Origin of the sequence: Achromobacter pestifer (assembly GCF_013267355.1) — a bacterium.
Taxonomy (GTDB): domain Bacteria; phylum Pseudomonadota; class Gammaproteobacteria; order Burkholderiales; family Burkholderiaceae_B; genus Achromobacter; species Achromobacter pestifer_A.
Genome location: NZ_CP053985.1, coordinates 100,333 through 121,440, shown reverse-complemented (window position 1 = coordinate 121,440; position 21,108 = coordinate 100,333). Strand labels below are relative to the sequence as shown.

Below are 21,108 nucleotides of genomic sequence, written 5' to 3'. Positions count from 1 at the left end.
GCACACGTATCCATGGCGGTTTCCCAACACATCTGGCATTGCGGCGCCGGCTTGCCTGGCGACGTGCTGATCGCGGACCTGCGCGCCTACAGCTATGCGCCGCATTTCCACGACGCCTGGTCCATCGGCGCCATCGCGCGGGGCCGCTGCGCCTTCACCGTGCATGGCGAACCGCAGGCCGCGGGCGAGGGCGACCTGGTGGTGATCGCGCCCGGCCAGGTCCATACCGGCGGCACCTCGGATGCGCCGCTGGGGTACCGCATGGCCTACATCGATCCGGCATGGTTCAGGAACCACGAGCTCGCGCTGTACGCTGGCGGCGCCGCGCTGCCCGGTCCGGTCATCCGCGATGCGGGGCTATGCCAGACATGGCTGGACGCGCTCACGCCCGATCCCATCGCCGACCCCGCGCGCCGCGCGCGCATCTCTGCCGCCCTGTTCGCTTTGCTGGCGGCGCATGCGCAGGTCCGCCCCGCGGCGGCCGACGACGAGTCCGATGTCTGCGCGCTGCTGCGCGCACGCATGGCATCGGACCCGGCCTGCGCGCCGGACTTGGAGGCCCTGGCGGCGGCGCAGGACCGCCATCGCACCACGCTGGTCAAGCAGTTCGCCCGGCGCTATGGCCTGCCGCCGCTGGCCTGGCTGCGCAACTGGCGGGTGGCGCGGGCCCGGGTGCTGCTGCGCGACGGCCTGGCGCTGGCGGATGCCGCGCACGCGGTGGGCTTCGCCGACCAAGCCCATCTGACCCGCGTGTTCAAGCAGGTCTACGGCAGCACGCCCGGCGTGCTGCGCAGGGCAGGGGCGGATTCCCAGACATTGCGCGCGCGCGGCGTTTCCACTCGGTAGTCCGAGTACTTGCGGGCAAAGAACGTGGCGCCCAGGTCGGCCGCCGCTTGCAGCGGCTGGCGCGGGTCCGCCGCGATCTCGCCGCGCAGGTTGCCGGCGCCGTGCACGTAGCCGACGAAATCCGAATGGGTATAGCGCGCGTATTCCTGGATCTGGTGCACGATGCCCAGCGCCGCGCCGGGATAGGTTTCCTCGGATGCCACCGCCAGGCCCAGGCGCTTGCCGGTCATGCGCTGCTTGACCCGCTCCGGTTCGGGGCCTTGGCCGGCATAGTGGCTGAACGAACGGTCGAAGAACGCCTTGGTCTGCGCCGACATGCCGTACCAGTAGATCGGCGTGCAGATGAGCACGCCGTCGGCCGGCAGGAAGTGTTCCAGGAACAGCTCGGAATAGCGGTCGCCGGGCGGTGACGCGCGCCGCAGGTCCGGCAGGAAGGACTGGATGTAGTCGTCCAGGAACAGCAGCGTGGCCTGGATGCCCGCCGCTTCGGCTCCGTGCAGCGCGGCCGCGCCCAGGGCCGCGCTGTTGCCGTCGCGCCGCGGGCTGCCGACCAGGATCAGCAGGCGCTTGGTGGGATGATCTAAATTCATGTTTGATTCCTTGTTCGGGCATGGATGCTTCCATGCGTCAGGGAAAATTTAGTATTCAGGCATGAAAGGCGACAAATGATGAATCCTTGGGTAGGATGAATTAATTTCATTCATAAGGCCGGAATTCCATGTTTGCCACGCTCCCGGTGACGGCGCTGCGCAGCTTCGAGGCGGCCGCCAGGCTGCTCAGCTTCAAGCTGGCCGCGGCTGAACTCGCCGTCACGGCCACGGCCGTGTCCCATCAGGTCAAGGCGCTGGAACGCCATGTGGGCTACGCGCTCTTCGAACGCGTGCCGCGCGGCGTGCGCCTGACCGAGAAGGGCGCGCGCCTTTTTGCTGCCGTGCATGGCGCCTTGCTCGACGTGGCGCAGACCCTGGATGCCTTGCGCGCCGCGCCGGCCTCGGGGGCGCTGACCGTCTCCACCACGCATTCGTTCGCGGCCTTGTGGCTGGTGCCGCGGCTGGGGCGCTTCCACGCGGCGTTTCCGCAATACCAGCTGAACCTGAACACCAGTCCGGAGCCAGTGGACCTGCTGCGCGACGCCAGCATGGACCTGGCCATCCGCTATAGCCGCGAGCGCTGGCCGGGATTGCACGCCGCCTGCTCGCTGCAGGAGTGGTTCGGCGTCTATGGCGCGCCCGCGCTGGCCGCCCGGCCTGGCAGGCGTGCGCCGTCGCTGGTGACCGTGCGCTGGCGCGATTCGCAGCTGTACGATCGGAGCTGGCAGGACTGGTGCGAGGCGGCTGGCCTGCCGTCCTGGCGCAAGCCGGCGGCGGTGCACGCCTACGAGGAAGAGCACTACGCCCTGCAGGCCGCCATCGCGGGCCAGGGGCTGGTGCTGGCCAGCTCCGTCATGGTGTCGGACAGCGTGGCGGCGGGCACCCTGGTGCCATACCGGCCGGACGTGAGGGTGGCGGGGGCGGCCTACACCGCGCTGTGCGCGCCGGGCCGCGAACGCCATCCGCCGCTCAGGGCTTTCCTGGGCTGGCTGCGCCAGGAATTCGAGGCCCGTACATGAGACAGCTTTCCCACCTGATGCGCAGCGGCAGCTTGAACGGCTACGTCGAGCTGGTCGAGTCGCTGGGCCGGGATCCCCATGCCTTCATGCGCAGCGTGGGGCTGGAGGCCAGGTTCCTGGAAGATCCGGAGATGCTGATCCCGCGCGATGCGGCGCGCGAGTTGCTGGAAATTACGGCCCGCGCCACGCGCACCGAAGACCTTGCGCTGCGCCTGGCGGCGCGGCGCAAGCTGTCGGCGCTGGGGCCCATCAGCCTGGTGCTGCGGGAAGAACCCACGCCCCGGCAGGCCCTGGATACGCTCTGCCGCTACCTGAAACTGGTGAACGCCTCGCTCATCATCCGCGTTGAAGACGCGGGCGGCGTGGTGATCATCCGCGACGACCTGTTGCCCACTCCCGGATTGCAGATGCGGCAGTCGGTGGAACTGGCGGTGGGGACCATGTTCTGCATCTTGAGCGAGCTGATCGGCCAGCAGTGGCAGCCGCTGGAGGTCTGCTTCACGCACCGCCCGCCCAAGGACGTGGCCGCGCATCGCGCCTTCTTCAGACGCGGCGTCAAGTTCAATCAGGAATTCAACGGCCTGGTCTGCGCGGCCGCCGACCTGGCCAAGCCGCGGGAGCAGGGCGACCCGATGGCGGCCGGCCTGGCCCGCAAGTACCTGGAAGCGGCGATGACCGGCCGCGGCGAAAGCGCACAGGACATCTGCCGCCGGATCATTCTGGCGCTGTTGCCTGGCGGCGCCTGCTCGGCGCCAGAGGTGGCGCGCTTTCTCCACGTCGACCGCCGCACGCTGCATCGCCGCCTCGAAGCGGAAGGTCTGACATTCAGCCGCGTGCTGGACGAGGTGCGCTCGGACCTGGTCAAGCACCATTTGCGCGAGAGCGACCTGCCGCTGGGCGAGGTGGCGGAATTGCTCGGCTTCTCCGGGCCCAGCAGCTTCAGCCATTGGTTCCATGGCCAGTTCGGATGCAGCGCTTCTCGGTGGAGCAAGCAGGCTGCTATGGAAGCGTCGTAGGCGCTGTCCCAAATTAGCAAATTTGTGTCCCAAAAAAGCAAGTTAATACATGCGGTGCGGCGGATACTTGCAGCCATAGATCAGACATAGCGCTTTCCATGAACGGAAACCGGCGCCTCAGTCCGACAATGAGCTAGGAGACAAACATGAAACTGCAGCAATTCGCGCGCACGGCCCTGGCGCTGGCTGGATGTTCGCTGGCCTTCAGCGTCTGGGCTTCGGGCGACAAACCCTTGCGGGTCATCGTCCCGGGGCCGGCGGGCGGCACCGTGGACATCGCCGCCCGGGTGATCGGGCAGCAGGTCTCGGCGGACACCGGCCGGCCGGTCATCATCGAGAACCGGCCCGGCGCGACCGGATCGATCGGACTCAGCGCCATGCTGAAGGCCGACCCGGACGGCAATACGATTGCGTTGGGGCCGAGCAATATGCTGGTCGAAGCGCCGCAGGTGATGAAGGTGCCTTACGACCCGCTCAAGGACATCGTGACCATCGCCCGGGTCGCGTACACCAGCTACGCGCTGGTCAGCGCCGCGGACTACCCAGCCAAGGATTTCCAGAGCCTGGTCGCGCATTTGAAGGAACGCAAGGGCAAGTCGTCCTTCGCCAGTTACGGCACCGGCACGGTGTCGCAGTATTCGGGCCTGATCTTCAGCAGCCAGGCCGGGCTGGACATGCAGCACGTGGCCTATACGGGCTCGCCGCAGGCGCTTCAGGATGTCATAGGCGGCCAGGTCGACATCATGTTCGACGGCATGGTGACGTCCTTGCCCCTGATCAAGAGCGGCCGGCTGCGCCCCTACGCGGTCGCCGGGAAACACCGGTACAGGGATCTGCCCGACGTGCCGACGATGACCGAACTCGGCTATGCGGAGATCCAGTTCCAGGGCCAGGTGTGCTTCTACGGTTCAAGCAAGCTGCCGCCCGATGTCCTGGCCAAGCTCCAGGCGGTCATCGGCAAGGCGGCGGCCGTGCCGGCGGTGCAGCAGAAATTGTCGGACGTGGGGTTGGAGCCCGACGTGAATACCGACACCGCCGCGCTGCTGGCCGAAAACAGGCAGACCTCGCGGCGCAACGCCGCCATCGTCAAGAAGTTCGACATCCGGGCCAACTGACCCGCCTCTCTTTGCTTTCAGCGCGGCGCTCTTTGGGGGCGGCCGGTTTGCGCCGGCACGCCCGTGGACAACGCGCGCCAGTATTTCCGCGCTTGCCTCATGCCGCGCGGCCCACGCAGTTTTCACCTACCCAGTCGGAGCACCCTTGCCATGAACTTTCTAGACGGCCACCTGTATCCCGAAAACCAGCAGCCCCTGATCATCACCGCCGCGCCCTATGCGCCGGGCTGGATACCCTCGGACTTTCCGGAAGATATCCCGGTATCCATGGAGGATCAGATCCAGAAGGCGGTGGATTGCTACGAAGCCGGCGCGACCGTGCTGCACCTACATGTGCGGGAGGCCGACGGCAAGGGCAGCAAGCGCCTGTCCAAGTTCAACGAACTGATCGCCGGGGTGCGCGAGGCGGTGCCCGAGATGATCATCCAGGTGGGCGGCTCCATCAGCTTCGCGCCGGAGGAAGGGCAGGCCGCCAAATGGCTGAGCGACGACACCCGCCACATGCTGGCCGAACTTACGCCCACGCCCGACCAGGTGACGGTCACCGTCAACACCTCGCAGATGAACGTCACCGAGCACGCCGGCGAGGATGACTTCCGCGGCGTGTCGCGCGGCTTTCCCCACCTGTATTCCACCTACAAGGACATGGTGGTGCCCGCGAATCCCAGCTGGGTCGAGGAGCACATCCGGCGCCTGACGGCAGCCGGCATCCAGAGCGAGTTCCAGTGCTACAACATCAACAGCTTCGAAACCATAGAGCGGATGATCCGCCGTGGCGTCTACAAGGGGCCGCTGGTGATGAACTGGGTGGCCATCAGCGGCGGCATGGACCAGGCCAACATCTATAACCTGGCCAACTTCCTGCGCGCCGCGCCGGACGGCTCGGTGATCACGGTGGAGAGTTCGGTGCTGAACGTGCTGCCGGTGAACATGATAGGCATCGCCCTGGGCCTGCACGTGCGCTGCGGCATCGAAGACGTGCTCTGGAACCAGTCCCGCACCGGCAAGATGAGCTCGGTCGAACAGATCAAGCAGCTGGTGCGCATTTCCGGCGAGTTCGGCCGTCCGATCGCGACGGCGCAGCAGGCGCGCGAGATCATGAAGATCGGGGTTTTCTACGAAACGGCGGACGAGACCCTACAGGCCAATGGCTTCGCGCCCAACCGCAACGGCGGCAACCAGGGCTTCCTGCGCAAGCCGGTTTGATGTCTCTCCGGGGCGGCCGCCAGCCCGGGTTCTCCGGGAAGCGGCGTCCGGCCCGGCCTTGACGCCGCCTGCGAGCCATGCGGCATCGATCCAGGAATGAAATGATGACGATCTCATTGACCCGTAGGGAACTCTTGCTGGGCGCGGCCGCGTCGCTGGCGAGCCGTCTGGCGTTTGCGCAGGGCGGCGGTGATTGGCCGGTCCGGCCCGTCAAGGTGATCGTGCCGGGCGGCGCGGGCGGCGTGCTGGACACGCTGGCCCGGCAGCTCTATGCCCGGCTCAACGAAACGCTGGGCCAGCCATTCGTCATAGAAAACCGTCCCGGCGCGAACGGCTTGATCGGTTCGTCGGCAGTCAAGAATGCCGCGCCCGACGGCTACACGATCTTGCATAGCACGGCGTCGTCCATGGTGATGGCCGAGGCGCTGAATCCCGCTCTCCCGATCAGAACCCTGCGCGACCTGGAACCCGTGGCGCTGTCCTCGGTGGGCGGCGTGCTGCTCGTGGTGCATGCCTCGGTGCCGGCGCGGACGCTGCCCGAACTGGTCGACCTGCTGCGCCGCGAGCCCGACAAGTACTCGTCCTATGGCAGCTGGGGGATAGGCTCCAATGGGCATCTGACGATGGAGTGGATCAAGCAACGGGCAGGACTGAGCATCAACCATGTGCCCTACAAGACCACGCCTGCCTTGCTCACGAACATCGTGTCCGGCGAGGTTCCCGTGGGCTGGGTCGACGTGGTGTCTCCCTTGGGCTTCATCGAGCAGGGCAAGCTGCGCGGCATCGCGTTGACAGGCACTGTGCGCAGCCCCAGGCTGCCGGACGTCAAGGTGTTGTCGGAACAGGGCTATCCCTTTACCGCCGCCGGCTGGCAAGGCGTATTCGCGCCCAAGAACACGCCGCAGGACGTGCTGGAGCGCCTGCATGCGGCCATCAATCACGAACTTGGGCAGCCAGCGTTCCTGGAGGCGCTGCGCCAGGCGAATGTGCCTCCCTCCGCCGCCGTCAGCCGCCAGGCGTTCGCACAAACCATCACGCAAGACCTGGCCGCCTGGCGCAAGGTGGTGGTGGACGGCAACATCAAGCCCGAGTGATAAGCCATGCAAATCTCCTCCCACGCGGACAAGATAAGCCGCTTGTTGTCGCTGCGCGACCGGCTCGACCCTTTGCAGGATTTTGAGCTCTGGTATTGGACCTGTCTTACCGCGGGGACCAATATCTGGAACGCTACGCTGCATGCCACGGGACTGACCAGCGAGGACCGCGCCTTTTCCACCATCCCTGGCGTGCACGTCGTGCCTCAGGCCGGTGGCGGCTGGCGCAGGGAGCTGCGCGGTCCCGGCGATGTGAGCCACGTGGGCTGGCCCGCCATTCCCGGCGACATGCCTGAGCCTGTCCAGCGCCTGGAAGCCGCCTTGCACGCGTTGGAGGCGCATCGCGATCCTTGCCTGCGCGGAGATCGCCAGCCGACCCAGGCCATCGTCGATGATTGCGACCATGCCATGTCGCAAGCCATCGCCGTCTACCTCGCGTTGGTCCGCCCGGAGGCGCGCCCATGAGCCCGGAACATCACCGCGACAAGGCGCAGCGCATCGAAGCCACGCTGGCCAAGCTGACCGACGAGGACTGGGAAATCCGGATCGAGGCGGCCATGCTGGCGGGCACGCATTGGGTCAACTTTGTCCTGCACAGGGTCGGCGCAAGCGCGATCGCGGAAGACATGGTGCATGCGTCCATGTGCATGGTCAGCGTGTTGCGCAAATACAGGCTGGCCGAGCCCGAGCTGATCGACGCACTTGAGGAAATCGAGGAGCTTCGTCCCTTGCATGTGCGGGGCGACATGGACGGCGGGATTCAAGCCGCGGACCGGGCGCTCGACTTGTTGGGCGCGATAGGCAAGCGGGCGCGAGCGCTTGCCTGATCCGCTGCCGCGCTAGTCTCCTGTTGCAGGGCGGCGCGGCAGCAGCGGCAGGGCGGCCAGCATGCATAGTCCTGCCAGCCCCCAGGCCATGGGCCAGGAGGTGGCCGCGACCAGGTGCGGCATCACCGCCGGGGTGAGAAACAGTCCCAGGTAGCAGCAGCTATTGGCCATGCCCAGCGCAGTGCCCGCGCGCCCTGCGCCGGCGAGCGTGGCCAGTTCGGTATAGGCCACGCCATGCCAGGCCGAGACGCAGATGCCGGCCGCCGCCATCAGGATGGCCAGCGCGAGCATCGCGTCGCTGGCCGCCCATGCGGTGGCGCCTAGCGCCGCGAACAGCACGAAGCTCAACCCGATGCAGAAACGCAGGTAGGCGCCGCGGTTGCCGCGGCGGTCGGTCCACCTGCCGCTTGCGACGCGCGCGATCATGGCGCCCAACTGCACCGCCACCAGCACAGCCGTCGTGGCGCCGACGCCGGCGCCGCTGAAATCATGCAGGAACACCGTGGCGAAGGTCAGGACGGCGAATTGCGGGCAGCACAGCAGGCCGATGGCTAGCGCGGTGCGCCAGACCCGCGCATCGCGCAGCGGACCGGCCGCCGAGCGAGCCCGGGTTGCGGCGGCGGGCAGGCCGGGTTCGCGCAGCCAGCAGGCGGCCAGCAGCGCCGCCGCGGCGCACAGCAGGGCCAAGGCGCCGAACACCGCGCCAAAGCCTGCGCGGGCCGCCAGCCAGGGCAGCGCCAGCGCGCCCAGTCCACCGCCCAGCGGCACGGCGGTCTGGCGGATGCTCATCGCCAGGCCGCGTTCGCCTTCGTCGAACCAGGACATCACCGCGCGGCCGCTGGCGCCATTGACGCTGCCTCCCAGGATGCCCACCAGGACCAGCCCCATCGCCAGCATCACCAGCCCGGGCACGCCCTCCGCGGCGGGCGCCGCGTAGGCACTCATCCAGGCCAGCGCCGCGGCCGTGGCGCCCAGGCCGGCCAGCAGGACCGGGCGGTCGCCCCAGCGGTCGGCCAGCATGCCCCAGGGGAGCTCGAACAAGGCGACCCCCAGGCCCAGCAGACCCAGCGCCAGGCCCAATTGGCCGTTATCCAGCTGGTAGTCCGTGCGCATGAATACCGCGGTGGCGGGCAGGCCCGCCGCGGCGGCGGAAAAGGCGACATTCGCGGCAACGCCCGCGGCCAGTACCTTCCAGCGATGGCCAGGGCGGTCGAGGACGGGGGAAAGGATCTGCGCGGGGGATGGGGACAGGGACATGCGGGGCCTCCTGGGGGCCGGAACGGGATTGACGCAGGCCAGTGTGCACTTCTAATATCTTCCCGAAAATCAGTATTTTTTTAATTAATAGTTTTGAAAAACGGGACTATTGCATGAAGCCTGCCACATTCGATCTGGAGGTGCTGCGCAGTTTCGTCGCGGGGGTGGACCTGGGCAGCTACGGCCGCGCGGCTGACCGGCTCGGCCGTTCCACTTCCGCCGTCAGCGCCCAGCTGAAAAAGCTCGAAGAGCAGGCGGGCGTGCCGCTGCTGCGCAAGGCGGGGCGGGGCCTGACCCTTACCGATGCCGGCGAGACCATGCTGGCCTATGCACGGCGCCTGCTCGACTTGAACGACCAGGCATCGCGGGCGGTGCGCGGTGCGGAATTGCAGGGCAGGGTGCGCTTGGGCCTGCAAGAGGATTTTGGCGAGATGCTGCTGCCTCGGGTGCTGGGCCAGTTTGCGCGCACGCATCCCAAGGTGAAGATCGAGGCGCGCGTGGCCCGCAATGCCGACTTGCTGGACCGCATCGCGGTGGGCCAGCTGGACATCGCGCTCGCCTGGGATCACGGCGCGCGCCTGCCGCACGCGCGGCGCCTGGCGGAGCTGGCCATGTGCTGGATCGGACCAGCCGATCCGGTGCCCGCGCGGGACGCGGACGGCGTGTTGCCGCTGGCGGCGTTCGAAGCGCCTTGCCTGTTCCGCAGCGGCGCGACCGAAGCCCTGGACCGCGCCGGTATTGCCTGGTCGCCGGCTTTCACCAGTCCCAGCCTCGCGGGCCTGTGGGCGGCGGTGTCGGCGGGATTGGGCTTGGCGGTGCGCACCCCCCTGGGGCTGCCGGCCACGGTGCGCGCGATGGCCCCGGGCGAGCAGAGTCTGCCAGGTTTGCCCGCGATTTCCCTGTCGCTCTACCGCGGCAGCGCCGAACTGGATCCGGCGGCGGCTGCGCTGGAGGAGATCCTGCGGCATTGCATCGATGACAGCCTCGCGGCCTTGAAAGCGGCGCCTGGCGGGCAAGCGGCGGACAGGCGTGCGGGCACGATAGTCGGAGGCAGCGAAGCATGAATCGATTCCATGAAATGAGCGTGTTCCTGGCGGTGGCCGAGGCGCAGAGTTTCGCCGCGGCGGCGCGCCGGCTGGAAATGTCGGCGCCCACCGTCACGCGCAGCGTTTCGGCGCTGGAGCGGCGGCTGGGCGCCTTGCTGCTGGTGCGCACCACGCGCAGCCTGCGTCTGACCGAGGCCGGCCAGCGCTACGCCGACGACTGCCGCCGCATCCTCGACGAAGTCGAGCAGGCCGACGATGCCGTGGCCGGCGCGATGGCCGCGCCGCGCGGCGCGCTCAGCATCACCGCGCCGGCGTTCTTCGGCGAACTGCACGTGATGCCGGCCGTGCTGGGCTATCTGCGCGCGCACCGTGAAGTCTCGGTGCGCACGCTGCTGGTGGACCGCGTGGTGAACCTGCTGGACGAGCGCGTGGATGTGGCGGTGCGCATCGGCGCCTTGCCGGATTCCACGCTGACGGCGGTGCCGGTGGGGCAGGTGCGCCGCGTGGTCTGTGCCGCGCCCGCCTTCCTGCGCGAACATGGCGCGCCCCAGGATCTGGAGTCGCTGCCGCGCTTTTGCACGGTCACCGCCGCCATGGAGGGCCGCACGCCGCAATGGCGCTTCCAGCAGGACGGCCAGCCCAGGAGCCTGCGCGTCGATTCGCAGCTGACGGTCACGTCCTTCCAGGCCGCGGTGCTGGCGGCCTGCGAGGGCTGGGGGCTGACGCAGGTGGTGTCCTACCAAGTGGCGCGGCACCTGGCCAGCGGCGCTCTGGAGGTGGTGCTGCGCGACTTCGAGCTGCCGCCGCTGCCGGTGCACGTGGTGTATCCGGAAGGCCGCAAGAGTTCGGCCAAGGTGCGTAGCTTCGTCGAATTCTGCGTCGAGGCGCTGCGGCGCGATCTGGCGACGCTGCCGGCGTAGCGGCTTTCTTTCATCCGCTGCAAGAGTGTCTTGCGGGCGCTGGCCGTTCACGTGTGGCCGGCGCCGGCCCAAGATGGAGCCTGTATCCGACTTGGAGCCCACTCATGCAAACCGCCCAGAACCCCTCGCTGACGTTCTACAGTTTTCCTCTGTCCGGCCACGCCCACCGCGTCGCGCTGATGCTGTCCCTATTGAACGTGCCGCACCGGACGGTGGATGTGGACCTGCGCGGCGGGGAGCACAAACGCCCGCCATTTCTGGCGCTGAACGCTTTTGGCCAGGTGCCTGTCATCGACGACAACGGCGTGGTGGTCGCTGATTCGACCGCCATCCTGGTCTACCTGGCCAAGCGCTACGGCGGCCAGGCCTGGCTGCCCGAGGATCCCGCCGGGGCCGCCGCGGTGCAGCGCTGGCTGTCGGTGGCATCCGGCCCGCTGGTGCAGGGTCCGAACGCGGCGCGTCTGGTGACGCTGTTCGGCGCGCCTTACGACGTGGATGCCACGCTGGCCCGCGCCCACGCCTTGCTCAAGGTCATGGACGGCGAGCTGGCTGGGCGCGATTTCCTGGCGGGTGCCGCGCCCACCATCGCGGACGTGGCCTGCTATGCCTATGTGGCGCACGCGCCCGAAGGCAATGTGTCGCTGGACGCCTATCCGCACGTGCGTGCCTGGCTGGGCCGCATCGAAAACCTGCCGCGCTTCGTGGCCATGCCCCGGTCGCCCGTGGGCCTGCAGGCCGCCTGAGGGCGCGCACCGCGCAAGGAGCACGCCATGCCCACCGCAGAACCCGCCACCCTCCCGCCGTCGCCCTGGCACGCGGGCGAACGCCTGCTGCAACAGCACGTGGGCATTGCCGAGCGCATGGCGGTGACCGGACCCAAAGTCATCCGTGACTACATGCCGGACCAGCACCGCATTTTTTTCCAGCAATTGCCCTTTTTGGTCGCGGGCGCGGTGGATGGGCAGGGCGATCCCTGGGCCGGCGTGCTGGAAGGCCAGCCCGGCTTCGTGTCCTCGCCCGACCCGCGCACCCTGCGCGTGTCCGCCGTGCCGGACGCCGACGATCCGCTGCTGGCCGGCCTGGGGCCGGAACGGCAGGTGGGCCTGCTGGGCATCGAGCTGCACACGCGCCGGCGCAACCGCGCCAACGGCCGCATCGCGGCCTGGGATGGCAAGCGCTTCGAGGTGGCGGTGACGCAGTCGTTCGGCAATTGCCCGCAATACATCCAGGCGCGGGAATTCCAGTTCTCGCGTTCGCCTTCGCTGCGCTTTCCGGGCACGCCGCAAGAGCGCGGCGGACTGGACGAGGCGGCGCGGGCGCTGATCGCCCGGTCCGACACGTTCTTCGTGGCGACCTACGCGGAGGAGGGCGGCCGCCAGGTCGACGTCTCGCACCGCGGCGGCAAGCCGGGCTTCGTGCGGGTGGACGGCGACGTGCTGACCATTCCTGACTTTTCCGGCAACCGCTTCTTCAACACCCTGGGCAACATGGCGCTCAACCCGCGCGCCGGGCTGCTGTTCATCGACTTCGAGCGCGGCGACGTGCTGCAGCTGACGGGCGCCGCCGAAGTCATCCTGGACAGTCCGGAGATCGCGCAGTTCGAGGGCGCGGAGCGGCTGTGGCGGGTGCACGCGCGGCGCGTGGTCCGCCGGCCCGGCGCGCTGGCCCTGCGCTGGCGCTTCGATTCGTACTCGCCCACCGCGCTGGCGACCGGGCAGTGGCCGCCCGGGCCGGCGGCCGCCTAGCCCGCCAGGGCGGTCTTCTGCACCACGGCGTCGTCCGGCCCCAGCAGGCGGCCGTCCTGTGCGCGGATTTCCAGCTTGCGCACGGGCTGGCCGCGCTTGCGGTCGATCAGCGTCGAATGGGGCTCGGCGGGGCCGTAATAGTGGTCTTCGCCCCATTGGCGCAAACCGACGATGACCGGGAACAGCGCCCGGCCTTTGTCCGTCAGCACGTATTCCTGGTAGGCGCTGCCGTCCGAAGCGGGCGCGACGTCCAGGATGCCGTGCGCGACCAGCGTGCGCAGCCGGTCGCTGAGGATGTTCTTGGCCACGCCCAGGCTTTTCTGCAATTCGCCGAAACGCCGCACGCCGTCGAAGGCGTCGCGCACGATCAAGAGCGACCACCAGTCGCCGATCGCGTCCAGGGAGCGCGCCACCGGGCAGGCGGCGCCTTCGAGACTAGTGCGTTTGACCATGTCGGATCCTTGCTGAGGGGAGTGACGTTAAGGGGGCGGCAACGGCAGATTTATGGAAATTTCGGTTGCATTATAAAACCTTGAAAACTACTATTCTGGTTTTATAACGAAACCAGAGTGGAGCAAGACATGCCAGCCCGACCTGAACCCGCCGATCCCGTATCCCCAGGCCCGATGCCGCGATCCCTGGTGATGTTGCTGGCAGTGGCCTGCGCCTTGAGCGTGGCCAATGTGTATTACGCCCAGCCCCTGCTCGATGCCATCGGCCGCGAGTTCGGCATCGCCGAAGGCGCGGTCGGCATCGTGGTCACGGCCACGCAATTGGGCTGCGCGCTGGCGCTCTTGTTGGTGGTGCCGCTGGGCGACCTGCTGGACCGCCGGCGCCTGATGCTGGGGCAGCTGGGGCTGCTGGTGCTGTCCTTGGGGGCCGTGGCGCTGGCGGCCGGCACGCCCTGGCTGTTGATGGGCATGGTGGCGCTGGGCCTGTTGGGTACGGCGATGACGCAGGGCCTGCTGGCCTTGTCCGCGGCGTTGGCCGCGCCGGGCGAGCGCGGCCGCGTGGTCGGCGCCGCGCAGGGCGGGGTGGTGATCGGCCTGTTGCTGGCGCGCACTTTGGCCGGGGCCGTGGCGGACCTGTGGGGCTGGCGCGCGGTCTACGTGGTGTCGGCGGCGTTGGCCGCCGTGCTGGCCGTGGTGCTGGCGCGGCGTCTGCCGCAGCGCCGGCTGCCCGCGGTGGACCTGGGCTACTGGGCCTTGCTGCGCTCGCTTTACGGCCTGCTGGCCACCGAGCGCGTGTTGCGCGTGCGCGGCATGATCGCGCTGCTGATGTTCGCCGCCTTCAGCGCCTTCTGGACCGCGCTGGTGCTGCCCCTGAGCGCGCCGCCGCATTCGCTGACGCACAGCGCGGTGGGCGCGTTCGGGCTGGTGGGCGTGGCGGGCGTGCTGATGGCGGCGCGCGCCGGCCGCCTGGCCGACAGCGGGCAGGGCGAGCGGACCACGGCCGTGGGCCTGGCGCTGCTATGCCTGGCCTGGGTGCCCATCGCCTTCCTGGAGCAAAGCCTGTGGCTGCTGGCCCTGGGCGTGCTGATCCTGGACATCGCCCTACAAGCGCTGCACGTGACCAACCAGACCATGATCTTCAGCGTGAATCCGCAGGCGCATAGCAGGCTGGTCGGGGGCTACATGATGTTCTATGCCGTGGGGAGCGGGTTGGGGTCTATCGCGTCGACTGCGGTTTATGCGCAGGCCGGCTGGCTGGGGGTGTGCTGGTTGGGGGCGGGTATCAGTGTTGTGGCGCTGGCGTTCTGGGCGGTGACGTTGCCGCGTGGTGAGCGTTTGGTCGTTGGTTCTTAGGATGCTCGTCGTGGGGTTCTTCAGACGCCTGTCGCGTCGTGGGCTCGCGATGCGCGGGGCTGCGATTGCGGTCCGGAGCCTTCGCTCCGGACTTCCCCTTCGTCATCTTCGTCCTCGCCTTCGGCGACTCCTTCAGATTCCCTCGGGCTTATCGACGCCCCGCGCATCGCGAGCCCACGACGCGACAGGCTCGACTGGTTGAATCTTCACGGGCGCTGGGGCGAGCGGTGTGCTTGGCGTTCTGGCCACGGTCGGTGGGGTGGTGGCGTGTCTTGCGGGGCCCGCCCCAGGCCGGCCGCGCGGGCGGCCTCTTGGGGCTTACGCGGTGTCTTGCGTCGCGCGATGGCGCTGCGCGCTGGTGGTGGGGCGTTCTCTTGGTGACGCGTACGGCAAGTGAGAGCCGGGTAATTTGGTGGGGCGCTGCGTTCGGGGTAATGGCGAAGCGCACGGGTCGGCCAGCAAACGTCATTTCAACGCGGGTGCCGGATGGGTGGCGCGCGTCCAGGTCCGCATGCGCAAGCGGCTATTCGCCGCGCGCCACCCATCACCGCCCATTCCCCCACGAGCTGGGGATCAATAGCAAATCAGTCACCGCATTCGCGCAAGCGAACACAATAGAAATTCTAGAAATCACGTATGTCATTCTCGGCCGCCCGCGCGGCCGAGAATGACGGGCAACACAAGCATCGTCCCTGACCACGGCTCCAGCAGCGCCCCAAGCCAAGATTCAAGTAGCTCGTCGGCGCGGGCGCCTGAGTGGTGGGCAACCTCGATGCGCCCGAGGGAATCTGAAGGGAAGGCCGAAGGCCTGGACGAAGATGACGACGGGGCAGTCCGGAGCGAAGGCTCCGGACCGCAATCGTGGGCGCCCGCCACTCAGGCGCCCGCGCCGACGAGCGGCCTACGAAGCACTGGAACGCCACCCCGAAAGCCGCAAGACCTCAGACGATCCTTGTATCAAGCCCGCCCAACACCGACCAGCGGCAGTTACGGCTGCACCGCATACTCCCCAGACCCCATGACCACCGCCGCCATCCCTGGCGCCTGGCTCAGCCTATGCAACGCGTAGCACTGCGCGGTGGCGATCTTGGCGTCATGGAAAGCCGGGTCTTCCTCGCGCAGGTCCAGGCTGGCCAGCAGCGCGCGCGCCATCTGCCAGCCGGCAAACGTGGTGCCCGCCAGCAGCAGATACGGCACGGCGGCGGCGAACACCGCGTTGGGGCGGCTGGCGGCGTTGGCAAGCACGAAGTCGATGGCGTCGGCCAGCGCCGCGCGGGCCTGGCGCAGCGGCGTCAGCAGCAGGCGGGCGGCGGGCTCGCTGCGGGCCTCCAGCGCCGCTTCGGTCTTGCCGACTTCCGCCAGCAGGGCGCGGGCGACGGCGCCGCCGTCGCGCAGGGTCTTGCGGCCCACCAGATCGTTGGCCTGGATCGCCGTGGTGCCTTCGTAGATCGTGAGGATGCGCGCGTCGCGGTAGTACTGCGCCGCGCCGGTTTCCTCGATGAAGCCCATGCCCCCGTGCACCTGCACGCCCAGGCTGGCCACGTCGATCGACATCTCGGTGCACCAGCCCTTGACGATGGGCACCAGGTATTCCTGCACCGCCAGGTGGCGCTTGCGGGCCTCGGCGTCGGGGCTGGCGTGCGCCAGGTCGGCGTGGCCCGCGGTGTAGTAGGCCAGGGCGCGGCCGGCCTCGGTCAGGGCGCGCATGGTGCCCAGCATGCGGCGCACGTCGGGGTGCTGGATGATGGGCACCGCGTCCTTGGACGAACCGTCCACCGGGCGGCTCTGTACGCGCTCGGCGGCATAGGCCAGCGCGTGCTGGTAGGCGCGGTCGGCGACGGCCACGCCTTGCACGCCGACCGCGTAGCGGGCGGCATTCATCATGATGAACATGGCGTCCAGGCCGCGGTTTTCCTGGCCCACCAGATAGCCCAGCGCGCCGCCCGCGTCGCCGAACTGCAGCGTGCAGGTGGGGCTGGCCTTGATGCCCAGCTTGTGTTCGATCGACACGCAATGGACGTCGTTGCGCGCGCCCAGCGTGCCGTCCTGGTTGACCAGGAACTTCGGCACCAGGAACAGCGAAATGCCTTTGACGCCTTCCGGCGCGTCGGGCAGGCGCGCCAGCACCAGGTGCAGGATGTTCTCGGCCAGATCGTGCTCGCCGTAGGTGATGAAGATCTTGGTGCCGGAGATGCGGTAGGTGCCGTCACCCGCGGGCTGCGCGCGCGAGCGGACCATGGCCAGGTCCGAGCCCGCCTGCGGCTCGGTCAGGTTCATGGTGCCGGTCCAGCGTCCGGAAATCATGGGCTCGATGAAGCGCTGCTTCAGTTCGGGCGAACCGGCCGTCAGCAGCGCCTCGATCGCGCCATTGGTCAGCAGCGGACACAGCGCGAACGACAGGTTGGCGGCGTTCAGCATTTCGGAGCAGGGCGAGCCGATCAGGCCGGGCAGGCCCTGGCCGCCGTATTCCACCGGATGCGTCATGCCCTGCCAGCCGGCCTCGGCGTACAGGTCGAACGCTTGCTTGAAGCCCGGCGAGGTGGTGACGGCGCCGTCGCGCCAGGAACTGGGCTCGCGGTCGGCGGCGTGGTTCAGCGGGGCCAGCACGTCGCCGGCGTAGCGCGCGGATTCCTCCAGCACGGCCTGGGTGGTGTCGGGCGTGGCTTCCTCGAAACCGGGCAGCGCGCCGACTTGCGGCAGGCCGGCAAGGTGGTTCAGCACGAACAGCATGTCTTTGACGGGGGCTTGGTACGTCATGGCGTCGGAGCTCCTGGATGGGATGGGGACGAGGGATTCAGCCGGCCTTGCCGGGGCCGGCCACGTCGATGGCCTTGGTTGCGCCGACGGCGGCGCGCAGTTCGAATTTCTGGATCTTGCCGGTGGAAGTCTTGGGCAGTTCGCCGAAGCGCACCGCGCGCGGCACCTTGAAGCCGGGCAGCAGCAGCTTGCAGTGCGCGATGATCTCTTCGGCGGTGGCGCTGCAGCCGGGCTTGAGCTCGACGAAGGCGCAGGGGGTTTCGCCCCACTTGGGATCGGGCATGGCCACCACGGCTACCGCCGCCACCGCGGGGTGGCGGTAGAGCGCATCTTCCACTTCGATGCTGGAGATGTTCTCGCCGCCGGAAATGATGATGTCCTTGCTGCGGTCCTTGATGCGGACATAGCCGTCGGCCGTCATCACGCCCAGGTCGCCGGTATGGAACCAGCCGCCGGCAAAGGCCTGCTCGGTGGCGCGCTCGTTCTTCAGGTAGCCCTTCATGCAGATGTTGCCGCGGAACATGACCTCGCCCACGGTCTGCTCGTCGGCCGGCACCTCTTCCATGGTCTCGGGATTGCGCACGGACACGCCCGCCTGCAGGTGGTAGCGCACGCCCTGGCGCGCATTGCGCAGCGCGCGCTCTTCCTCGTCCAGCGCGTCCCAGGCTTCTTGGCGGGCGCACACGGCCGCGGGTCCGTAGACCTCGGTCAGGCCGTACACATGGGTCAGCTCGAAGCCGATGTCGCGCATCTTGGCGATGACGGCCGGCGCGGGCGCGGCGCCCGCCACCATGGTGCGCACGGTGTGGCCGATGCCGGCGCGCATCTCGGCCGGCGCATTGGCCAGCGCGCTCTGCACGATGGGCGCGCCGCAATAGTGGGTGACGCCTTCGGCGCGGATCAGGTCGAACACGGTCTGCGGGTCGAACTTGCGCAGGCACACGTTGACCCCGGCGCGCGCGGCCACCGTCCAGGCGAAGCACCAGCCGTTGCAGTGGAACAGCGGCAAGGTCCACAGATAGACCGGATGCTTGGGCATGTCCCATTCGAGGATGTTGCTGATGGCGTTCAGGTAGGCGCCGCGGTAGTGGTAGACCACGCCCTTGGGATCGCCGGTGGTGCCGGACGTGTAGTTCAGCGCGATGGCGTCCCATTCGTCGGCCGGCGGCTTCCAGTCGTAGCGGGCGGGGGCGCCGGCCAGGAAGGCTTCGTAATCGATCGCGCCGGGCAGCTCCGCCGGGGCGCTTTCCAGGTCGTGCACCGAGATGAGCTTCAGATGCGGGAATTCGGCCCGGGCGCGTTGGGCGACTTCGGCATACTCCGTGTCCACGATCAGCGCCTGCGCTTCGCCGTGGCCCAGCATGAACAGCACGCTGGGCGTGTCCAGGCGGGTGTTCAGGGTGTTGAGCACGGCGCCCAGCATGGGCACGCCGAAGTGGGCTTCGACCATGGCGGGAATGTTGGGCAGCATCACGGCCACGGTGTCGCCGCGCTTGATGCCGGCCTGCGCCAGCGCGCCGGCCAGGCGCTGGGCGCGTTCGTAGGTCTGGGCCCAGTTGCGCCGCACCTTGCCGTGGACGATGGCCAGGCGCTGGCCATAGACCTGCGCGGCGCGGGCGATGAAGTCCACCGGGGTCAGGGCTTCGTAGTTGGCGTCGCGGCGCTCGAGGCCGCGATCGTTCATACCGCTCATGCTTGTCTCCAGTTGGGACGCGCCGGCGTCCCTTATCCGTGTGCGGGGAGTTTGATCCCCGTCGCTTGCCCTAGCATATGCGTGGCTGGAAAATGCTGTCTGTCACCTGCATGACAGACGTCCGGCCGGCCCGGCTTTCCCCAGTTTTACACAGTTATTCCCATGACCGACGTTTCAAACATTGTTTCCGCCGCGGAACTGGCCGGCCTGTTCGGAGCCTGTGCCTGGTTTGCCGCGCTGGAGGCCCGCCACCAGGACCTGGTGCTGGCGACTTCACGCGCCGAGCGGGTGCCCAACGGCGCCTGGATTGCGCGGCGCAACGCGCCCTCGGACTATTGGCTGGGCGTGCATTCGGGTCTCTTGAAGCTGGCCATCTACAACGAGTCCGGCCGCAGCTGCACGTTTTCGGGCGTGCCGCCGGGAGGCTGGTTCGGCGAGGGCAGCGTCATCAAGCGCGAACTGCGCAAGTACGACGTGGTGGCGATCCAGCCGTCGCTGGTGTTGCAGGTGCCCACGGCCACTTTCCACGCGCTGCTGTCGGCCAGCCTGCCTTTTTCGCATTTCGTCATCGGCCAGTTGAACAACCGCATGGGCGAGTTCATCGCTTCCATCCAGAACCACCGATTGCTGGACGCGGACGCGCGCGTGGCGCAGTCGCTGGCGCAGCTGTTCAATCCGCAGCTGTATCCGTCCACCGATCTGACGCTGGCGATCTCGCAGGAAGAACTAGGCTATCTGACGGGCCTGTCGCGCCAGCGGGTCAATCAGGCCCTGCAGACGCTGGCGGACCAGGGCATCCTGGCCCTGGCCTACAACCAGATCAAGGTGCTGGACCTGGACCACCTGCGCCAGTACGGCCTGGACCAGATCTGAGGGCGCCGGATCAGGCGCCGCGCAGAGAGCGGTTGAGCGCCGCCCGCGCCAGGATACGCGTGGAATCCAGCGTGGGCAGGACGGAATTGCCGTCGTTCAGCACCAGCGGCAATTCGGTGCAGCCCAGCACCACGGCGTCACAGCCGGCGTCCCGCAGGCGTTCGATCACGCCTTGCAGCCGGGCCACGGATTCGGGCTTGAACACGCCATACACCAGCTCGTCCATGATGACGCGGGCCAGCGTATCGCGGTCTTGTTCCGCCGGCCGCAGCCATTGCAGCCCGCGTTCGTCCAACTGGTCCGGATAGACGCTGCTGTCCACCAGCCAGCGCGTGCCCAGGATGCCGATGCGGCGAAAGCCGCGCGCCTGGGCTTCGGCCGCGACCTCCCCGGCGATATGCAGCCAGGGCAGGGGCGAATGCGGCAGCACATGGCCCAGCGCCTGATGGATGGTGTTGTCTGGGCAGATCAGGAAATCCGCGCCCGCGCGCGCCAGCTTGCCCGCCGAGGACAGCATCAGCGCGCCCACGCCGGCCAGGTCGGCGCGGTCCAGGCAGGCGACGTAGTCCGCCAGCGAATGCGTGTGCAGCGAAATCTCGGGGTGGGCGTGCGGACCCAGGCGCTCGGCGCCTTCCGCGCACAGCGTGCGGTAGCAAAGCGCGGCGCCTTCCGCCGAGCAGGCGACGATGCCGATGTGCAGCGGGGTGTTGCTCATTCAGCGGACTCCTTGCTGGATGCGCGCACGTGGCGCGCGATGTCCAGGAAGCTCGCCGCCATGGATTCCTGCTGCGCCGGCGGCAGCCGCGACAGGAACAGCTCGTCGACGGCGGGGCCGTAGACCTTCCACATTTCGCGGCGCAGGGCGCGTCCCTTGGGCGTGAGGCGGGCGTAGGTGGCGCGGCGGTCCTCGTCCGAACGGAACCGTTCGACCAGGCCTTCGGCCTCGATGCGGTCCATCAGGCGCGTCAGGTTGTAGCGCGCGATCACCATGCGTTCGGCGATCTCGAACATCCTGGCCGTGCCGCCAGGCGCGCGCTCCAGCGCCCACAACGCGTCATACCAGGCCAGCGGCGGCAGGCCGGCGGCCGACAGGCGCTTTTCGATGTCTTCCACCACCAGCGCATGCGCGGTCAGGAAGAGGCTCCATGCGTCGGGCTTGCCCGTGGCCATGCGATCGGTTCCTTGGAAAGAGGGGGAATGCAGCGGGGATTGTAAGAGGCTGGCGCCCGGCGCAGCGTCGGCATTTCGTGGTCCAAATCACCCTATATCGGTGATTTGTACCCTTCTTGCGGGCGGTCA

The 21,108-nt window shown here is 68.3% G+C and carries 21 protein-coding genes; 14 read left to right on the top strand and 7 right to left on the bottom strand.

The features are described 5' to 3' along the window. Nucleotides 1-12: 12 nt before the first annotated feature. On the top strand, nt 13-846 hold the full coding sequence (locus FOC84_RS01055; protein WP_173142798.1) for a helix-turn-helix transcriptional regulator: 834 nt from the start codon (nt 13-15) through the stop codon (nt 844-846). On the opposite strand, the gene FOC84_RS01050 is transcribed toward FOC84_RS01055, so the two are convergent. Next, complete coding sequence (locus FOC84_RS01050; protein WP_173142797.1) at nt 765-1,436, bottom strand: flavodoxin family protein; 672 nt, start codon at nt 1,434-1,436, stop codon at nt 765-767. The two genes, FOC84_RS01055 and FOC84_RS01050, sit on opposite strands and share 82 nt — an antisense overlap. A 128-nt stretch (nt 1,437-1,564) precedes the next feature. On the opposite strand from FOC84_RS01050, the gene FOC84_RS01045 reads away from it, so the two are divergent. From FOC84_RS01045 to FOC84_RS01015, 7 genes are all read left to right on the top strand, one after another. Beyond that, nucleotides 1,565-2,455, top strand: coding sequence for a LysR substrate-binding domain-containing protein (locus tag FOC84_RS01045; RefSeq protein WP_173142796.1), 891 nt, complete (start codon nt 1,565-1,567; stop codon nt 2,453-2,455). Then, nucleotides 2,452-3,471, top strand: coding sequence for an AraC family transcriptional regulator (locus tag FOC84_RS01040; RefSeq protein ID WP_173142795.1), 1,020 nt, complete (start codon nt 2,452-2,454; stop codon nt 3,469-3,471). Before FOC84_RS01045 ends, FOC84_RS01040 begins: the two co-directional genes overlap by 4 nt. A gap of 146 nt (nt 3,472-3,617) precedes the next feature. Next, nucleotides 3,618-4,586 carry a Bug family tripartite tricarboxylate transporter substrate binding protein gene (locus FOC84_RS01035; protein WP_173142794.1) on the top strand — a complete coding sequence of 323 codons (969 nt, stop codon included), beginning with the start codon at nt 3,618-3,620 and terminating at the stop codon, nt 4,584-4,586. Nucleotides 4,587-4,736: 150 nt separating this feature from the next. Beyond that, complete coding sequence (locus FOC84_RS01030) at nt 4,737-5,792, top strand: 3-keto-5-aminohexanoate cleavage protein (RefSeq protein WP_173142793.1); 1,056 nt, start codon at nt 4,737-4,739, stop codon at nt 5,790-5,792. Between the two features lie 101 nt (nt 5,793-5,893). After that, the gene (locus FOC84_RS01025) at nt 5,894-6,886 is read left to right on the top strand and encodes a Bug family tripartite tricarboxylate transporter substrate binding protein (RefSeq protein ID WP_173142792.1); all 993 of its coding nucleotides are present in this window, start codon (nt 5,894-5,896) and stop codon (nt 6,884-6,886) included. 6 nt (nt 6,887-6,892) lie between these two features. Then, nucleotides 6,893-7,351: a hypothetical protein gene (locus tag FOC84_RS01020; protein WP_173142791.1), complete on the top strand. Its 459-nt coding sequence runs from the start codon at nt 6,893-6,895 to the stop codon at nt 7,349-7,351. Continuing rightward, nucleotides 7,348-7,713 carry a hypothetical protein gene (locus tag FOC84_RS01015; protein WP_173142790.1) on the top strand — a complete coding sequence of 122 codons (366 nt, stop codon included), beginning with the start codon at nt 7,348-7,350 and terminating at the stop codon, nt 7,711-7,713. Before FOC84_RS01020 ends, FOC84_RS01015 begins: the two co-directional genes overlap by 4 nt. 12 nt (nt 7,714-7,725) lie before the next feature. Here FOC84_RS01015 and FOC84_RS01010 read toward each other — a convergent pair whose 3' ends face one another. Continuing rightward, complete coding sequence (locus FOC84_RS01010; RefSeq protein ID WP_173142789.1) at nt 7,726-8,970, bottom strand: MFS transporter; 1,245 nt, start codon at nt 8,968-8,970, stop codon at nt 7,726-7,728. Nucleotides 8,971-9,083: 113 nt separating this feature from the next. On the opposite strand from FOC84_RS01010, the gene FOC84_RS01005 reads away from it, so the two are divergent. The 4 genes from FOC84_RS01005 to FOC84_RS00990 all read left to right on the top strand — a co-directional run bounded on the left by FOC84_RS01005 (nt 9,084) and on the right by FOC84_RS00990 (nt 12,681). Further along, nucleotides 9,084-10,034: a LysR substrate-binding domain-containing protein gene (locus FOC84_RS01005; RefSeq protein ID WP_173142788.1), complete on the top strand. Its 951-nt coding sequence runs from the start codon at nt 9,084-9,086 to the stop codon at nt 10,032-10,034. Next, on the top strand, nt 10,031-10,936 hold the full coding sequence (locus FOC84_RS01000) for a LysR family transcriptional regulator (protein ID WP_173142787.1): 906 nt from the start codon (nt 10,031-10,033) through the stop codon (nt 10,934-10,936). Before FOC84_RS01005 ends, FOC84_RS01000 begins: the two co-directional genes overlap by 4 nt. 104 nt (nt 10,937-11,040) lie before the next feature. Then, a complete protein-coding gene (locus FOC84_RS00995) occupies nt 11,041-11,679 on the top strand; it encodes a glutathione S-transferase family protein (RefSeq protein WP_173142786.1) in 639 nt (212 codons plus the stop codon). Nucleotides 11,680-11,706: 27 nt separating this feature from the next. Next, nucleotides 11,707-12,681 carry a pyridoxamine 5'-phosphate oxidase family protein gene (locus FOC84_RS00990; RefSeq protein ID WP_173142785.1) on the top strand — a complete coding sequence of 325 codons (975 nt, stop codon included), beginning with the start codon at nt 11,707-11,709 and terminating at the stop codon, nt 12,679-12,681. Here the strand turns inward: FOC84_RS00990 and FOC84_RS00985 are convergent. Beyond that, nucleotides 12,678-13,133 carry a winged helix-turn-helix transcriptional regulator gene (locus tag FOC84_RS00985; protein WP_173142784.1) on the bottom strand — a complete coding sequence of 152 codons (456 nt, stop codon included), beginning with the start codon at nt 13,131-13,133 and terminating at the stop codon, nt 12,678-12,680. The two genes, FOC84_RS00990 and FOC84_RS00985, sit on opposite strands and share 4 nt — an antisense overlap. A gap of 129 nt (nt 13,134-13,262) precedes the next feature. On the opposite strand from FOC84_RS00985, the gene FOC84_RS00980 reads away from it, so the two are divergent. Beyond that, nucleotides 13,263-14,486 (top strand): MFS transporter, encoded by a 1,224-nt coding sequence (locus FOC84_RS00980; RefSeq protein ID WP_173142783.1) that lies wholly within the window; start codon nt 13,263-13,265, stop codon nt 14,484-14,486. 987 nt (nt 14,487-15,473) lie between these two features. Here the strand turns inward: FOC84_RS00980 and FOC84_RS00975 are convergent. Beyond that, on the bottom strand, nt 15,474-17,243 hold the full coding sequence (locus tag FOC84_RS00975) for an acyl-CoA dehydrogenase (protein ID WP_173142782.1): 1,770 nt from the start codon (nt 17,241-17,243) through the stop codon (nt 15,474-15,476). A gap of 37 nt (nt 17,244-17,280) precedes the next feature. Then, entirely contained in the window at nt 17,281-18,936 is a 1,656-nt protein-coding gene (locus FOC84_RS00970; RefSeq protein ID WP_173142781.1) for an acyl-CoA synthetase, read from the bottom strand. Nucleotides 18,937-19,098: 162 nt separating this feature from the next. Here FOC84_RS00970 and FOC84_RS00965 point away from each other — a divergent pair, with 162 nt between their 5' ends. Further along, entirely contained in the window at nt 19,099-19,809 is a 711-nt protein-coding gene (locus FOC84_RS00965; RefSeq protein WP_173142780.1) for a Crp/Fnr family transcriptional regulator, read from the top strand. Nucleotides 19,810-19,819: 10 nt separating this feature from the next. Here FOC84_RS00965 and FOC84_RS00960 read toward each other — a convergent pair whose 3' ends face one another. Further along, on the bottom strand, nt 19,820-20,524 hold the full coding sequence (locus tag FOC84_RS00960; protein ID WP_173142779.1) for an aspartate/glutamate racemase family protein: 705 nt from the start codon (nt 20,522-20,524) through the stop codon (nt 19,820-19,822). Next, nucleotides 20,521-20,979 carry a MarR family winged helix-turn-helix transcriptional regulator gene (locus tag FOC84_RS00955; RefSeq protein ID WP_173142778.1) on the bottom strand — a complete coding sequence of 153 codons (459 nt, stop codon included), beginning with the start codon at nt 20,977-20,979 and terminating at the stop codon, nt 20,521-20,523. The genes FOC84_RS00960 and FOC84_RS00955 overlap by 4 nt, the downstream gene beginning before the upstream one ends. Between the last annotated feature and the right edge of the window lie 129 nt (nt 20,980-21,108).

Excerpts from the sequence above, each read along its gene's own strand:
- FOC84_RS01055 (WP_173142798.1), top strand. The coding sequence starts at position 13 with ATGGCGGTTTCCCAACACATCTGGCATTGCGGCGCCGGCTTGCCTGGC.
- FOC84_RS01050 (WP_173142797.1), bottom strand. The coding sequence starts at position 1,436 with ATGAATTTAGATCATCCCACCAAGCGCCTGCTGATCCTGGTCGGCAGC.
- FOC84_RS01045 (WP_173142796.1), top strand. The coding sequence starts at position 1,565 with ATGTTTGCCACGCTCCCGGTGACGGCGCTGCGCAGCTTCGAGGCGGCC.
- FOC84_RS01040 (WP_173142795.1), top strand. The coding sequence starts at position 2,452 with ATGAGACAGCTTTCCCACCTGATGCGCAGCGGCAGCTTGAACGGCTAC.
- FOC84_RS01035 (WP_173142794.1), top strand. The coding sequence starts at position 3,618 with ATGAAACTGCAGCAATTCGCGCGCACGGCCCTGGCGCTGGCTGGATGT.
- FOC84_RS01030 (WP_173142793.1), top strand. The coding sequence starts at position 4,737 with ATGAACTTTCTAGACGGCCACCTGTATCCCGAAAACCAGCAGCCCCTG.
- FOC84_RS01025 (WP_173142792.1), top strand. The coding sequence starts at position 5,894 with ATGATGACGATCTCATTGACCCGTAGGGAACTCTTGCTGGGCGCGGCC.
- FOC84_RS01020 (WP_173142791.1), top strand. The coding sequence starts at position 6,893 with ATGCAAATCTCCTCCCACGCGGACAAGATAAGCCGCTTGTTGTCGCTG.
- FOC84_RS01015 (WP_173142790.1), top strand. The coding sequence starts at position 7,348 with ATGAGCCCGGAACATCACCGCGACAAGGCGCAGCGCATCGAAGCCACG.
- FOC84_RS01010 (WP_173142789.1), bottom strand. The coding sequence starts at position 8,970 with ATGTCCCTGTCCCCATCCCCCGCGCAGATCCTTTCCCCCGTCCTCGAC.
- FOC84_RS01005 (WP_173142788.1), top strand. The coding sequence starts at position 9,084 with ATGAAGCCTGCCACATTCGATCTGGAGGTGCTGCGCAGTTTCGTCGCG.
- FOC84_RS01000 (WP_173142787.1), top strand. The coding sequence starts at position 10,031 with ATGAATCGATTCCATGAAATGAGCGTGTTCCTGGCGGTGGCCGAGGCG.
- FOC84_RS00995 (WP_173142786.1), top strand. The coding sequence starts at position 11,041 with ATGCAAACCGCCCAGAACCCCTCGCTGACGTTCTACAGTTTTCCTCTG.
- FOC84_RS00990 (WP_173142785.1), top strand. The coding sequence starts at position 11,707 with ATGCCCACCGCAGAACCCGCCACCCTCCCGCCGTCGCCCTGGCACGCG.
- FOC84_RS00985 (WP_173142784.1), bottom strand. The coding sequence starts at position 13,133 with ATGGTCAAACGCACTAGTCTCGAAGGCGCCGCCTGCCCGGTGGCGCGC.
- FOC84_RS00980 (WP_173142783.1), top strand. The coding sequence starts at position 13,263 with ATGCCAGCCCGACCTGAACCCGCCGATCCCGTATCCCCAGGCCCGATG.
- FOC84_RS00975 (WP_173142782.1), bottom strand. The coding sequence starts at position 17,243 with ATGACGTACCAAGCCCCCGTCAAAGACATGCTGTTCGTGCTGAACCAC.
- FOC84_RS00970 (WP_173142781.1), bottom strand. The coding sequence starts at position 18,936 with ATGAGCGGTATGAACGATCGCGGCCTCGAGCGCCGCGACGCCAACTAC.
- FOC84_RS00965 (WP_173142780.1), top strand. The coding sequence starts at position 19,099 with ATGACCGACGTTTCAAACATTGTTTCCGCCGCGGAACTGGCCGGCCTG.
- FOC84_RS00960 (WP_173142779.1), bottom strand. The coding sequence starts at position 20,524 with ATGAGCAACACCCCGCTGCACATCGGCATCGTCGCCTGCTCGGCGGAA.
- FOC84_RS00955 (WP_173142778.1), bottom strand. The coding sequence starts at position 20,979 with ATGGCCACGGGCAAGCCCGACGCATGGAGCCTCTTCCTGACCGCGCAT.